11 protein-coding genes are annotated in these 14,584 nt (G+C 36.4%); 1 reads left to right on the top strand and 10 read right to left on the bottom strand.

Annotated elements, in window-relative coordinates; all coding sequences use genetic code 11:
- Positions 1-197: 197 nt before the first annotated feature.
- From E8M05_RS04365 to trpX, 6 genes are all read right to left on the bottom strand, one after another.
- Positions 198-2,117: an ABC transporter ATP-binding protein gene (locus tag E8M05_RS04365; RefSeq protein WP_003064305.1), complete on the bottom strand. Its 1,920-nt coding sequence runs from the start codon at positions 2,115-2,117 to the stop codon at positions 198-200.
- 91 nt (positions 2,118-2,208) lie between these two features.
- Complete coding sequence (locus tag E8M05_RS04360) at positions 2,209-2,922, bottom strand: matrixin family metalloprotease (protein ID WP_003064304.1); 714 nt, start codon at positions 2,920-2,922, stop codon at positions 2,209-2,211.
- 158 nt (positions 2,923-3,080) lie between these two features.
- Complete coding sequence (locus tag E8M05_RS04355; protein WP_003064302.1) at positions 3,081-4,742, bottom strand: ribonuclease J; 1,662 nt, start codon at positions 4,740-4,742, stop codon at positions 3,081-3,083.
- Between the two features lie 197 nt (positions 4,743-4,939).
- Positions 4,940-5,698: an ABC transporter ATP-binding protein gene (locus E8M05_RS04350; RefSeq protein ID WP_003064301.1), complete on the bottom strand. Its 759-nt coding sequence runs from the start codon at positions 5,696-5,698 to the stop codon at positions 4,940-4,942.
- Positions 5,695-6,564: an ABC transporter permease gene (locus E8M05_RS04345; RefSeq protein WP_013851683.1), complete on the bottom strand. Its 870-nt coding sequence runs from the start codon at positions 6,562-6,564 to the stop codon at positions 5,695-5,697. The genes E8M05_RS04350 and E8M05_RS04345 overlap by 4 nt, the downstream gene beginning before the upstream one ends.
- Before the next feature lie 20 nt (positions 6,565-6,584).
- Positions 6,585-7,586, bottom strand: a complete 1,002-nt coding sequence (trpX, locus tag E8M05_RS04340; protein ID WP_003064294.1) for a tryptophan ABC transporter substrate-binding protein — start codon at positions 7,584-7,586, stop codon at positions 6,585-6,587.
- A 596-nt stretch (positions 7,587-8,182) separates the two neighbouring features.
- Here trpX and E8M05_RS04335 point away from each other — a divergent pair.
- Positions 8,183-9,838: an Rqc2 family fibronectin-binding protein gene (locus E8M05_RS04335; protein ID WP_003064291.1), complete on the top strand. Its 1,656-nt coding sequence runs from the start codon at positions 8,183-8,185 to the stop codon at positions 9,836-9,838.
- A 50-nt stretch (positions 9,839-9,888) separates the two neighbouring features.
- Here the strand turns inward: E8M05_RS04335 and E8M05_RS04330 are convergent, their stop codons facing one another.
- From E8M05_RS04330 to E8M05_RS04315, 4 genes are all read right to left on the bottom strand, one after another.
- Positions 9,889-11,292, bottom strand: coding sequence for an APC family permease (locus E8M05_RS04330; protein ID WP_003064288.1), 1,404 nt, complete (start codon positions 11,290-11,292; stop codon positions 9,889-9,891).
- Positions 11,293-11,430: 138 nt separating this feature from the next.
- On the bottom strand, positions 11,431-12,195 hold the full coding sequence (locus tag E8M05_RS04325) for a MurR/RpiR family transcriptional regulator (RefSeq protein WP_003064284.1): 765 nt from the start codon (positions 12,193-12,195) through the stop codon (positions 11,431-11,433).
- 235 nt (positions 12,196-12,430) lie between these two features.
- Positions 12,431-14,113, bottom strand: coding sequence for a glycoside hydrolase family 13 protein (locus tag E8M05_RS04320; RefSeq protein WP_003064281.1), 1,683 nt, complete (start codon positions 14,111-14,113; stop codon positions 12,431-12,433).
- 48 nt (positions 14,114-14,161) lie between these two features.
- Positions 14,162-14,581 (bottom strand): PTS sugar transporter subunit IIA, encoded by a 420-nt coding sequence (locus tag E8M05_RS04315; protein WP_003064278.1) that lies wholly within the window; start codon positions 14,579-14,581, stop codon positions 14,162-14,164.
- Positions 14,582-14,584: the final 3 nt, after the last annotated feature.

Genomic DNA, 14,584 nt, shown 5'->3' with positions numbered 1-14,584 from the left:
AAATTAACCCAAAAATAAACTTTTTCCTTTTCAAGTAAGCTTATTCGGCTAAATTTAAGATTTGCTAGATACTTTCTTATTATTTATCACTAATTATTATAGAACTTTAACATAAAAAGTCAATAGCTTGCTATTGATTTTTTTTAACTAAAAAATGATATGCTAACTAATCCCAGACAGCTGCATATCATTAAAGATCATCCTTCAACCTGTTCGCTGAGTTCTTCCCATTCTAGGATGAGGTTTTCTTGTTGTTCAGTCAAGTCATCGAGTTCTTTTTGCAAATCAACAAGTTCTACGGCATCATTTGTGGCTAACATCGCTTGATTGATTGCTTCTTCACACGCTTCAATCTCTTCTAATTGATTTTCAATTTCAGCGATTCGGCGTGTGAGTTTGCGAAGTTCTTTTTGGTTAGCTTTTTGCGCTTGATAATCATTAGCTGGCGCTTTTTCAACAATGGCAACTGTTTTTTCCTGTGCTTCTTCGGCTTTCAAACGTTCCATTTCTTCCAGCTCTGCTTTTTTCTCAAGGTAATAATCATAATCACCAAGATAAAGGGTTGAGCCTTTTTCAGAGATTTCAAGCACTTTTGTTGCCACACGGTTAATGAAATAACGGTCGTGACTGACAAATAAAAGTGTTCCATCAAAATCAATCAAAGCATCTTCTAAAACTTCCTTGCTATCGATATCCAAGTGGTTGGTTGGTTCATCTAGAATAAGGAAATTATCATTTTGCATGGACAATTTTGCAAGAAGTAAGCGGGCGCGTTCACCACCAGAAAGCATGCTGACTGATTTCTTGACATCATCGCCAGAGAAGAGAAAAGCTCCCAAACGGTTACGAATTTCCACTTCTGGTGTCGTTGAAAAGTCATTCCAAAGCTCATCAAGAACCGTGTTTGTACGCGTCAAATTTGATTGCGTTTGGTCATAGTAACCCACTTCAACATTGGCACCGTAGGTTGATGTTCCCTTGATAAATGGAATTTGACCCACAATTGATTTAATTAAGGTTGATTTTCCGATACCATTTGGTCCGACAATGGCAATGGCATCAAATTTCTTGACATCAATATTAATTGGTTCTGACAAGATTTGGTCATCATAGCCAATTGCCGCATCTGTCACCGTCAAGACTACATTTCCTGACACTTTATCCGCATGAAAAGTCATGTTAGCTGATTTTTGCCCTGCCGTTGGTTTGTCCAAACGTTCCATTTTTTCCAACTGTTTGCGGCGAGCTTGGGCACGTTTTGTCGTTGAGGCACGCACAATATTACGTTGAACAAAGTCCTCTAACTTAGCAATTTCTTTGGCTTGTTTTTCATAATTTTTGGCTTCGAGTGCTAACTTTTCAGCCTTCAAATCCATGAATTTAGAATAATTACCAACATATCTGTCAAGCGAATGTGGTGTCAAATCAAGCGTCACCGTTGCCACCTTATCCAAGAAATATCGGTCGTGACTGACAATAATCAAAGCACCTTGGTAGTTGACCAAGTAATTTTCAAGCCAAGCAATGGTTTCGATATCCAAATGGTTGGTTGGTTCGTCTAGCACTAGCAATTCAGGCTTTTCAAGCAACATTTTGGCAAGCGCCAAGCGTGTATTTTGCCCACCTGACAATTCCGAAATCTTCATTTGCCACATGGATTCATCAAATTTAAAACCATTTAAAATCGCCTTGATTTCCGCCTCATAGGTAAATCCACCCTTGACACGAAATTCCTCTGACATGCGGTCATAATCTGACATCAATTTATCAAAAGCATCACCTATCAGCTCTGCCATTTGCATTTCCATTTTACGCAAACGTGATTCCATGCCACGCACATCATCAAAAACGTGCAACATTTCATCAAAAATCGTATTCTTTGACTCAAAACGGCTATCTTGGGCCAAGTAAGATAAGGTTAAATCACGTTTGGTATTAATTTCACCAGAAGTTGGTGTTTCTTCACCCACTAAAATTTTTAACAAAGTTGATTTTCCCGCACCATTTCGCCCAACTAGCGCAATGCGGTCTTTCTCATCAACTTGAATATTAATATTATCAAAAAGTACATCGCCCGAAAATGAGCGTTCAATTTTATTCCCTTGTAAAATAATCATATGTCTATTTTACCAAATCACAAGTCGTTAAACTAGGAGAATATGAAAAAAACTGCTGAAATCAGCAGTTTTTTTCTAGATTTACTTTTATTTAAGAAGCATAAAGTGATTGGACTTTTTCAATATCAACATCCTGAATGCCATAATAAGAGCCTGAGGATTGCATAACTGATTCTTCACTATCATCATGATCAAGCCCAATCGCATGTCCCAACTCATGTTCCGCGGTATAAACAATACGATTATGCGTATAACCATAATCATTTTCTGTTAAATAGTAAGTATTCAATTTTACATCAACATGAGTAATATGATTTGTCAAAGCATTCGTTTCTGTCTCAGCAAATCCTGCTGCTTTTGAACTAGCATCAGAATATTCAGTCGCAATAATATCTGCTGATGATGCATCCGAAACTACATTAAATGTAAAAACTCCCGTTGCATTCCAAGTATTAATGGCTTCCTTATAAGCATTGACCAAAGTTTCATTGGTCGTTTCAATATAGACATTTGCAGAATTGCTTGACCAACGTGCTCCTGAATAATAAGTGAAATCATCCGTTGACAAATCCTTTAGACTATTAGCAATATCATCACTATTTGCTGAAAGATAACTTGTTACATTATTTGCAATGGTTGAAATCGTATTGGCTAACTGAGAACTACTATTATTGGCATAATATAGTAAACCAAAACAAATAATTCCAATAATTACAATCGTTCTAAAAATAGCCCAGAAAAAATTCCAGATAATACTGATAATGAGTTTGGGAATAAAAAAGATTATCCTACATAACTTTCTCATACGTATCCTCGCTTTCTAGAATTTTAGATTAAGGCAAATTAATCCATATTTCAAAATCTTGGGCTTTTAGTATATCAATCAAAACTTAAAAAAACAAGAAAAAACTGCACAGCAAAAATAACAAATAGGGAGACTTGGCTTTTGCCTCCCTTATCTTCTTATCTCACTTCCATAACCACTGGTAAAATAGCAGGGCGACGTTTGGTTTGGTCAAAAAGGAATTTTGCCACTTCATCGCGGACAGCTCCTTTCAATTCTCCCCAGTCAAAGCTATCTTGTGCCAAGTAATTTTCAACAGTTTGATTAACCAATTCAGCTGATTCACGTAGAATATCACGGCTTTTCTTGACATAGACAAAACCACGTGTGTGAATTTTAGCTTTTGAAACGATTTTCTTTTCACGTTTATTAACAGTCAAGGCAACAATGAAGATACCATCTTCTGACAAGACTTTGCGGTCACGAAGAACAATATTACCAACGTCACCAATAGCATTTCCATCAATCATCACATCACCAGCTGGGACACTTCCCTCGTGATTAAAGCCGTCTTTATCAAGAACCATGACATCACCACGTTTAACGATGTAAATATTTTCTGGATACATACCAACTTCTTGCGCTAACTCAGCATGCGTTGCCAAGTTACGGTATTCTCCTTGAACTGGGAACAAATATTTTGGGTGAAGAAGGTTAATCATCAACTGCAAATCACGCGCATTGGCATGGCCTGAAACATTCATTGTTTGTGTGATAAGTTTAACCACACCGCCAGCTTTGTAAATCAAATTTTCGACACGCGCAACAGCTGCTTCTTTTGAAAGACTTGGCGTTGTAACGATGTAAACAAGGTCACCTTCTTTGATTTGCACATAACGATGGCGTCCAAGTGCCATTTTTTGCAAACCATTAATTGGTTCACCCATACGACCAGTTTCAAGAATAATCAATTCGTGATCTTCAAATTTGTGCATGTCTTTTGGTTTGACAATCAATTTTTCATCAACCAAACGCAAGCGTTTCATACGAATGGCTGTGCGGACAATATTTTCAGCGTCAAAACCAGTTAAAACCACACGACGACCGTAGTCTGCAGCTGAATCAAATACCTGCTGAATACGAATCAAGTTAGAAGCTACGGCTGCAATAATCACGCGGCCTTCAGCATCTGCGATAATGCTATCCATTTCAGCTGCAACTTCTGATTCGCTAGCTGTCAAAACATTACTTGTCGCATTAGCAGAATCAGAAAGCAGAGCTAACACGCCTTCACGCCCAATTTCAGTCAAACGAGACAAGTCTGTACGGTAATATTTACGGGCAGCTTGGTCAAATTTGAAGTCGCCTGTGTAAACAATATTTCCCTCATCTGTACCGACAACAATCCCCAAACTTTCAGGAACTGAGTGAGTTGATTTAAAGAATGAAATCGTCGCATCTGCAAATTCAATTTCAGTTTCTGCGTCAATAACATGGAAATTATTAAATTTTTTAACGTTGTTATTTTTCTTAACAAAAAGCTTCGCTAACTCAATTGTCAACGGTGAGCCGAATACTGGCGCTTTAAATTCCGATAGAATATAAGGCAAAGCTCCAATAGCATCTGCATGCCCATGCGTCAAGAAAATTCCTTGCACACGTTTTTTATTTTCAACTAGGTAATCAATATTTGGAATAACTTCATCCACACCCAATTGTTCATTTTCAGGATATTTAAGTCCAGCATCCAAAATGAAAATAGAGTCATTAACTTCTACCACATAGAGGTTTTTCGCATTTTCGCGCACCCCTCCAAGGGCAATAATTTTAATATCGCTCATTACGATGTTTTCTCCTCATTTTTATTTTTTATACGAGCAAATTGTTTTGCTTTTTTCATACAAACGGTCCTTGCCTCCAAAAAAGTTAGCAAGTCGAATTACAGCATTAACATTGTACCATATTTTCAGAAGATTTTCTTCTTTGTGATTTGGAAAAGTTACTTGAACACCTAAAAAACGCCCGAAGGCGTTTGTGTTTATTCAAACAATTGATAATAATCGGCGATTGCCATTTGAGCTTTTTCGTCTTGATTGAGGTCTTTGATGATTTTGCCGTCTTTCATAACAATCAAACGGTTACCATATTTCAGAGCGTCTTCCATGTGGTGTGTAATCATGAGTGCTGTCAAGTGGTCACCTGATACAAATTCATCTGTTAAATTCATCAAGGATACACTCGTCTTAGGGTCAAGGGCTGCCGTATGTTCATCAAGTAGCAACAATTCTGGGCGTTTTAGCGTTGCCATGAGCAAGCTAAGTGCTTGACGTTGCCCACCTGATAAAAGCCCAGTCGGCGTTTCCAAATGCTTTTCAAGACCATTACCAGTTCGTGCAACCAACGCTTGAAATTCATCGGTAAACGCATGAATTTTTCGTGGCAAAAGTCCACGTTTTTCACCACGATATTTGGCAATAAGAAGGTTTTCAGCCACAGTCATACGTGGTGCTGTTCCCATTTTAGGGTCTTGAAAGACACGCGCCAAATAGTTTGCACGTTTTTCAGCAGGTAAATGTGTCACATCTTTGTCTAGGATATAAATGCTTCCGCTAGTCAACATCAAAGTTCCAGCAATCACGTTAAAAAGCGTTGATTTCCCAGCACCGTTCCCACCTAAAATCGTCAAAAAATCATGTTCATAAATTGTCAAATTCACGTCATCAAGGATTGTTTTGACCTCGTCAAGACCGTTATTAACTTGAACGGTAGCATTTTTTAATTCTACAATTTTTTTCATCGCGATAAGGTCACTCCTTTGAAAAATTTATTTTTAAGAACGGGAACCATGAGACAGAGTGCCAAGACAAGAGCACTGAACAATTTGAGGTAGTTCGTATTGAAGCCAAGGGCAATAACTGCTGTGATTAAGAATTGATACAAAATTGACCCAACAACAATGGCAATCAAACGCTCTAAAAGTGTTAAACCAGTTGAATACAACACTTCTCCGATAATGATACTAGCAAGTCCGATAACAATCACACCAATTCCTTTCGAGACATCAGCGTAGCCATCTTGTTGGCTGACAAGAGCACCTGATAAAGCAATCAATCCATTTGAAATCGTAAGCCCCATAACTTCCATGCGGTCGGTATTAATCCCAAAACTTTTTGCCATATCACGGTTATCACCAGTAGCGATATAAGCCTGACCAAGTCGTGTGTACAGGAAGAAAATTAATCCTGAAATCACAATAACAACCGCTAAAAGACCAATAATCAGCAAGTTAGTGCTATCTGCAAACGGGAATAAATCTTGCAATGTTTTAATATCAAGCAAACCAAGATTAGCACGTTTCATAATCATGAGCATGATTGAGTTACAAGAGGTCATCACCAAAATTCCTGCTAAAATGGTTGGGATTTTTCCTTTAGTATAAAGCAAGCCTGTCACAAGCCCTGCAAAACACCCTGAAAGCATTCCTGCAAGTGTTGCTAAAATAGGATGAAAACCATGGTTCATCAAAGTAACAGCCACTGCTCCTCCAAGCGGAAATGAGCCTTCTGTTGTCATATCTGGAAAGTTCAAGATTCTAAAGGTGAGGTAAATTCCTAGACCAAGAATTCCCCACAAAAGCCCTTGTGATACTGACGAAATAATCATCTGATTTTTCTCCTTCTTCCTTAATTATCATCTGCCTCAACAGCCACTGTGGCTTCTGAAAGAACACTATCTGGTATTGTAATACCAAGCTCTTGTGCAGCTTTCAAGTTAAGGGTTGGTGTCCCTGTATTGACAATATTAACAGGAACTTCTGACACTTTTTTACCTGCTAACAATTTAACAGCAATTTTTGCCGTTTCCACACCTAAATCATACTGACTTTGGGCAACTGATGCAATGCTTCCTTGCTCTACCATTGTATCAACGCATGAATAAATCGGAATTTTCGCAGCATTGGCAGCATTAACAACCGTCGTAAAGGCTGATGCAATGGTATTGTCTTGTGGAACAAAGATAGCATCGACTTTTCCTGTCATAACCGACATTGTTGTTGTGATTTCATTTGTTGACGGTACGGCGTATTCAATGACATTAATGCCAGCAACTTCAGCATCCTTTTTAAATTCAGCGACTTGTGATACTGAATTATCCTCGCTACTAGCATATAAAACGCCGATTGTCTTGGCATTTGGTGTGATTTTTTGAATGAGCTCTACGCTTTGTTCAATCGGAACTTGGTTGGAAACCCCTGTTACGTTTCCTTCTGGTTCTTCAAGATTTTTAACTAATTTTGCACCAACTGGGTCAGAAATAGCTCCCATAACAACTGGAATATCACTTGTCGCTGATGCCAAACCTTGTGCGGCTGGTGTTGCAATACCAATCAAAACATCGTTTTTAGCATTGACCAGCTGCTTACTCATCGTTTGAATCTTGCTTTGGTCACCTTCAGCATTCAACATCGTAATTTCAGCGTTATCACTATCATAGCCAGCCTCAGCAAGACCGTCCTCAATTCCTTTTTCAATCTCATCTAGAGCATCGTGCGTCACATACTGCAAAATACCAATTTTAACCACATCATTTTTACTTGAATCTCTTTTAGTCTGGTCATAAATCATCGAACCAGCAACTAAAATAACAAGAGCAATAAGGGTTCCAATAAGTGCTTTATTTTTCATTTTCTCTCCATTAATTTTTTAGTTAAAATTCTATATCAATATTATTCGTTAATAATGTGAGTCAACTAAAAAGAAAAGCGTCTAGTAAAAATCTACTACACGCCTTTTTTATCCTGTAACTAAGATTAGCGCATAGATACTTTTTAGAAGTACTCCAAAAGTCGTATCTATGCAAACACATAAACACAACTCTACCTACGCCAACTTTGCCAATTTGTAAGAATTTGTGTGTTGTTCATCTTAGCTTCCTCCTGTGTTTTTTTATATTATATCCTAAATTTTAGAAATTTCAAGCACTTTTCGAAATTTTCTTAATTTTATTATTTATTAAACTTTGTTATTTAGTAAAAGATGCAATCAAAGCGTTATCAATAGCTATCTGTTTTCAGACAGACAAGTATCTTCAGATCTCCTTTATGTTAACTAAGAATAAAAATGTTTTATAAAAAATAATATCAGCAACTTTTCCATGACTAAAATCCCAGTTTTCGCCAAGGATATGGTATAATAAAGGGATTGAACACATGAGATTAGAAAGGAGACGTCGTAAGATTTCTTATCATTTTTGATTAGCTAGTCTTGCGACAACTTTAATCATGTCATTTGATGGTTTTTTTCTACACCATTTAACAAAAGAATTACAAGAAGAGCTACTTTATGGACGTATTCAAAAGGTCAATCAACCTTTTGAACGTGAGTTGGTTTTAACCATTCGCAATAATCGTAAGAATTATAAGCTCTTGCTTTCTGCTCATCCTGTTTTCGGACGTGTGCAGATTACGACAGCTGATTTTCAAAATCCACAAACCCCAAATACATTTACTATGATTATTCGAAAATACCTTCAAGGGGCAATCATTGAGAGCATTACGCAGATTGAAAATGACCGTATTTTAGAAATCGCATTTTCTAATAAAAATGAAATCGGTGATAACATCAAAGTCACCTTGATGGTTGAAATCATGGGCAAACACAGCAATATTATTTTGATTGATAAAGCTGAAAGCAAGATTATCGAGTCAATCAAGCATATTGGTTTCTCACAAAATAGCTACCGCACTATCTTGCCTGGCTCAACTTATCTTGCACCGCCAAAAACAGAGGCTAAAAATCCTTTCACTGTTTCAGATGAAAAATTATTTGAACTTTTGCAGACAGAAGATTTGGCACCGCGCAATCTGCAAAAACTTTTCCAAGGCTTAGGACGTGATACTGCAGAAAACCTGGCTGCTCAGCTCAGCAACAACAAGCTGAAACAATTCCGTACTTTTTTTGCTAGACCATGTCAGCCAAATATGACCGATAAATCATTTGCTGCTGTGCTATTTGACAAGAGCGATAAGCAATTTGACAGTCTTTCTGAACTCTTGGATGTTTTTTATCAAGATAAGGCTGAACGCGACCGTATCAATCAGCAATCAAGCGATTTGATTCACCGTGTTCAAACAGAATTGGATAAAAATATCAAAAAACTTGGTAAGCAAGAAAAAGAATTATTAGCGACGGAAAATGCGGAAGAATTCCGCCAAAAAGGAGAACTCTTAACAACCTATCTCACGCTAGTGCCAAACAATCAAGACCAAGTCGAATTAGACAACTACTACACCAACGAAAAAATCGTCATTGCGCTCGATAAAAGCCTGACACCTAGTCAAAATGCGCAGCGTTATTTCAAAAAATACCAAAAATTGAAAGAAGCTGTGAAGCACTTGACAGGCCTTATTCAAGAAACTAAGGATACGATTACTTACCTCGAAAGCGTTGAAACAGCGTTGAATCACGCGTCAATTTCTGATATCGAGGATATTCGCGAGGAATTAGTCGAAACTGGCTTTGTCAAACGTCGCACGCGCGATAAAGGCCACAAACGCAAAAAACCAGAACAATACTTGGCTTCAGATGGCAAAACGATTATCATGGTTGGACGCAACAATCTGCAAAATGATGAATTGACTTTCAAAATGGCAAAAAAAGGAGAACTTTGGTTCCATGCTAAGGATATTCCTGGTAGCCACGTTCTTATCAAGGATAATCTCAATCCAAGTGACGAAGTCAAAACTGACGCTGCTGAATTAGCTGCCTACTACTCAAAAGCACGTCTGTCCAACCTTGTTCAGGTTGATATGATTGAAGCTAAAAAGCTTAACAAACCAACTGGTGGCAAACCTGGTTTTGTAACTTATACTGGTCAAAAAACGCTTCGTGTCACTCCGACCGAAGAAAAAATCAACAGTATGCGCATGACAAAATAAACAAAAACTCACTCTAAACCTTCCTTTCGGTTGATTTAAAGTGAGTTTTCTTATTTTTTACTATCTTCTCTTAACTTAGAATGTCTGTATCCATATCCAAAATAGATGAGACTTCCAAGAATAAAGGATGCAATGAAACCATACCAAGTAATCGCTTTGCATTGTGTCATCAATGACAAGTAAATAACAATCGATAGCAGCGGTAAAAATGGCACCCAAGGTGTTCTAAATTCTTCCTCTTTTGGTTCGCCAAAATCTTTGCGAAGTTTAATCACTCCCAAAGCTAACAAAATCAGATAAGCCAAGGTCACAATATTAACCAACAAGGCTAAAATTTCTAATTGCAACACACCTGAAAAGAACATGGTTACCAAACCAACAAAAATAGTTGCTTTCTTAGGAACTTTACTCTTCGGTGTTAATTCTTGAAATTGTTCAGGCAAAAGACCGTCACAACTAATATTATAAATCATACGTGTTAAAGCGTACATCATGGAAATGCAGACGGTAACAAGTGTCATGATAACAACAATTGATACAAAATTTCCGATAAATGGAAAACCAATGCTACGCAACACATACGGAACAACATCCGTAATATTCAATTTTGAATAGTGAACAGTTCCTGTTAAAATCAAGGTTACCGCAACATACAACAAAGTCACCAAGCCGATTGAGATAAAAATGCCTTGTGGGATTTTCTTTTGCGGTTCCTTTGTTTCATCTGCTGCCATTGAAATGGATTCAAATCCCAGAAATGCAAAGAACATCAAAGAGGCTCCTGCCATAATCCCAACTTTTCCGCCATAAATTTGACCAAAACCGTATGGGGCAAAATTGCTCCAATTATCAACATTAATAGCTGTCAGCCCTAAGGCAATAAAGATGAGTAAAACAGCTAATTTAAAGATAACTAAAATAGAATTAAATCTTAGAACCGTTTGAACCCCTAGTAAAACAAAGGCAGTTACGAAAAATAATAAGAGAACGGGAACGATATCAATATAAGTTCCGTTCTTAGGATTAAATGGGCCACTTAAAGCAGTTGGTAAGCTTATTCCAAATGTTTTCAAGAAAGCTTTTAGATATTCTCCCCAGCCAGAAGCCGCTGTTGAAATGGCACCTGCAAATTCGATGATCATAAACCAACCAGCAATCCAGGCAGGGTACTCTCCAAAAACAGTATACAAATAGCGATAAACACCTCCTGAATGAGGTAACCTTGAAGAAAATTCAGCAAAAAACAGAGCTGATATCGTTACACAAAAAGCCGCAATAAGAATTGATACTGTAATAGCAGGTCCTGCATATTGAGCAGCACCCATTCCTGTTATCGTAAAAATACCTGTTCCAACAATCGAACCTACTCCTAAAAAGATTAGTTCTGCTAACCCCAAACGTCGTTGCAAGTAACTTTTTTTGGGTGCCATTGGAGTCTTTCGAAAAATATCCATACATTCTCCTATTTTTTATTTCAAACTGCTGCACAAATTCAATTAATAAATTTAATACAAAATTCACACGTGCAACGCTTTCTATTTTAGGATAAATATGAATAAAAATCAACTCTCTGTTTAGAATTACAGGATAATTTATAGCTTGTGTTTATATTGTCTTCTATATAAATTATACATACGAGCAACTAATATCAAAATAACATATAGACCAGACATCGATTTACTATCTTTAAAGTTAACCTCTAATTCACTAGTTTCGTAATACAGTTGATAAGTGGAGTGTTGTCTTAAAAAACTATCTCCAAATTCAGTGATACCTAAAATAGATACTTGTTTTAACATTAAATTCTTTAATGTCTCTTGGATACTTGGTGTGTTACCACTCAAAGAAATAACAATAACAAGATCTTCATCATTTAACATATTAGAAATAGCCGAAAAATCTGTCTCTCCAGATAATAAAAAATTGGGTCTTTCGAACAAAAATAACTCTTTAGAAAATTCTTTTGCAAAATTATTTTGTGTGAATCCTGTTGCATAAATAATAACATTATTTGCTTTATTCAACACCGAAAATATTCTATCAAGCTCAACATTTTTCATCAATTTAATGGTATTTTTTACATCCCCTAACACTTCATCAATCACATCTTGTTCTGATGGAATTAATTGCATCGCAATAGAAGATTGGATAAAATACTTCATTTCAGAATAGCCATTAAATCCTAGCTTTTTTGAAAACCTTAGGACTGTACTTTTAGACATCATGACCTTTCGCCCTAACTCTACTAACGTTAACTCTTCAATACTTTCTTGATGAGCTATAATATATCTTGCCAAATCCTTTTCGGACTCCGATAATTTATCAAAATGCAATCCAACTAATTGTTCAAAATTCAATTCTTCCCCTCCACCAAACTACCGTATCATCATGCATAATCTCTTTTACTACTATTCTTAATAGTAGCCGCTAATTTTACGCAATAACATTGTATCATATTTTAGGAATCATTATTGACACAAAAAAGATAATGCCACTATTCCTTCTACACCGTAGATATCAAACCAAGATGTGAGAATAGTTTATAGGCATTATCCCTCTTTTATAATTTACCCATTATTTTTTATACTAAATTCAAGTGAATAAATAAACAAATGCTTCATAAGGTTGAAGTTCCTGTTTAACATTTAGCTGTAATTGCTCTTTATGGTAATTATGAATCAAACAATGACCTGAGCGTTTAAGTAAATCTTTTGGAAGACTAACGTAAGTTGGTTTGTCATCAAAAGAACATACGACAAGGAGAGTTTGTTCTTCATATGTTCTCAAATAAGAATATACATTACTATCGCTCTTATTAATTAGTTTATAGTCACCGTAAACAATGATAGGCAATTGATGTCGTAAAGCAATTAACTTTTTATAGTAATAAAAGACAGACTGTTTGTCCTCTAAAGCTGCTTCAGCATTAATTACTTTATTATCACTAGAATATGAAATCCAAGGTTCTGAAGTTGAAAATCCATAACCATCGGTGATATCTCCATTCCAAGGAAATGGTGTCCGAGCATTATCTCTTGACTTCAGGTAAAGCGATTCTTTTATATAGCTTTCAGGCTCTCCTTTTTCTTCCATTAACTGTGAAAAATACTGAGTTTCGATGTCTTGATATTCCTCAAATGTCGCAAAAGGTACATTCTTCATACCTAACTCTTCACCTTGAAAAATATAAGGTGTGCCCTTCATCATATGGAGTAGGGTTCCTAACATCTTAGCAGATTCGACACGATATAACTCATCATTACCAAATCGTGTTACCACCCTAGGCTGATCATGATTACTCCAATATAAACTATTCCACCCTTCAGATAATTTGTCTTGCCATTCAGATAATACCTTCTTCAGATCACTTAATTTAAAACGGACATCAGAAAATTTACCATAACGTCCGTAATCTAAATGCATATGATCAAAATGAAAAACCATATTTAATTCTTCATTTTCAGCTTTCGTATAACGAAGAGCCTGATCAGCATTGGTATTAGGCGCCTCACCTACCGTCATCACATTATACCGTTTAAGCACTTTCTGGTTTAATTCATGTAAGTACTCATGAACCCTAGGACCATTTGATGCACCAATATAATACGATTTAGTATATGGTAAAGATTCGGGTGCATCAGGATAACTAGGATCTTTGCTAATTAATGTAATGACATCCATTCTGAAGCCATCAATACCAAATTGAAACCACCAATTAATCATCTGAAAAATTTCTTCACGTAGTTTAGGATTCTCCCAATTTAAATCGGGCTGTTCCTTAGCAAAACAATGTAAGTAATATTGGTTTCTCTCTGAAACATATTCCCAAGCTGAACCTCCAAAAGTTGATCCCCAATTAGTTGGTTCACTACCGTCTGGTTTTGGATCTTTCCAGATATAATAATCAGAATAAGGGTTATCTTTACTTTTTTTAGATTCTTCAAACCATTTATGTTGATTACTGGTGTGATTAACTACCAAATCTAAGATTACTTTCATCCCAATTTTATGGGCTTCTTCTAATAATGTCTTTAAATCGTCTAGTTTCCCATATTTGACATCAACCTTATAATAATCACTAATGTCATATCCATTATCTACCCCTGGTGATTCATAAATCGGATTTAACCATATCACATCAATACCTAGCAAAGATAAATAAGGAAGTTTTTCAATGACTCCTTTTAAGTCCCCAATACCATCTCCATTACTATCTTTAAAACTCTGTGGATATACCTGATATACCACACTATATTTCCACCAATCTTTCTCCATTACTCTATTCCTTCATATTATTTTCAACGAGATAATGTGCTGTAAAAATTACATTTCATCATCTTCTGAATCGACTGTTTCTTGTAGAAAATGATTAACGTAAATAATCTGATTTTTAGCCTCTTCAATCGCCTGTGTGATTAGTGACTCAGATAAGTCTTGATTTTCCAATTGGAGTAACAAAGACATAATAACTGGCAAATTCATACCTGTAATCAAATGAACATTTGGTTTTAACTGTTTAACAAATTCCTGATTGACTGATCCCCCCAACAAATCTGTAAAAACCAGGATATCTTCCGTACCTTGACAACGATTTAATGCCGCTTCAACAGCCACAGTAATTGGCTCATTATCAACATATGCACTGATGGTTTCAATATTCGTCAGGGAAGGAACTAGATACTTCAACGTATCATCCATACCATCTGCTAAATGACGATGACTAGCAATTATAACTTTAACCATATC

This window comes from Streptococcus pasteurianus (assembly GCF_004843545.1).
GTDB lineage: Bacteria > Bacillota > Bacilli > Lactobacillales > Streptococcaceae > Streptococcus > Streptococcus pasteurianus.
This window is presented reverse-complemented; position numbering and strand designations above follow the sequence as displayed.

Excerpts from the sequence above, each read along its gene's own strand:
- E8M05_RS04365 (WP_003064305.1), bottom strand. The coding sequence starts at position 2,117 with ATGATTATTTTACAAGGGAATAAAATTGAACGCTCATTTTCGGGCGAT.
- E8M05_RS04360 (WP_003064304.1), bottom strand. The coding sequence starts at position 2,922 with ATGAGAAAGTTATGTAGGATAATCTTTTTTATTCCCAAACTCATTATC.
- E8M05_RS04355 (WP_003064302.1), bottom strand. The coding sequence starts at position 4,742 with ATGAGCGATATTAAAATTATTGCCCTTGGAGGGGTGCGCGAAAATGCG.
- E8M05_RS04350 (WP_003064301.1), bottom strand. The coding sequence starts at position 5,698 with ATGAAAAAAATTGTAGAATTAAAAAATGCTACCGTTCAAGTTAATAAC.
- E8M05_RS04345 (WP_013851683.1), bottom strand. The coding sequence starts at position 6,564 with ATGATTATTTCGTCAGTATCACAAGGGCTTTTGTGGGGAATTCTTGGT.
- trpX (WP_003064294.1), bottom strand. The coding sequence starts at position 7,586 with ATGAAAAATAAAGCACTTATTGGAACCCTTATTGCTCTTGTTATTTTA.
- E8M05_RS04335 (WP_003064291.1), top strand. The coding sequence starts at position 8,183 with ATGTCATTTGATGGTTTTTTTCTACACCATTTAACAAAAGAATTACAA.
- E8M05_RS04330 (WP_003064288.1), bottom strand. The coding sequence starts at position 11,292 with ATGGATATTTTTCGAAAGACTCCAATGGCACCCAAAAAAAGTTACTTG.
- E8M05_RS04320 (WP_003064281.1), bottom strand. The coding sequence starts at position 14,113 with ATGGAGAAAGATTGGTGGAAATATAGTGTGGTATATCAGGTATATCCA.
- E8M05_RS04315 (WP_003064278.1), bottom strand. The coding sequence starts at position 14,581 with ATGGTTAAAGTTATAATTGCTAGTCATCGTCATTTAGCAGATGGTATG.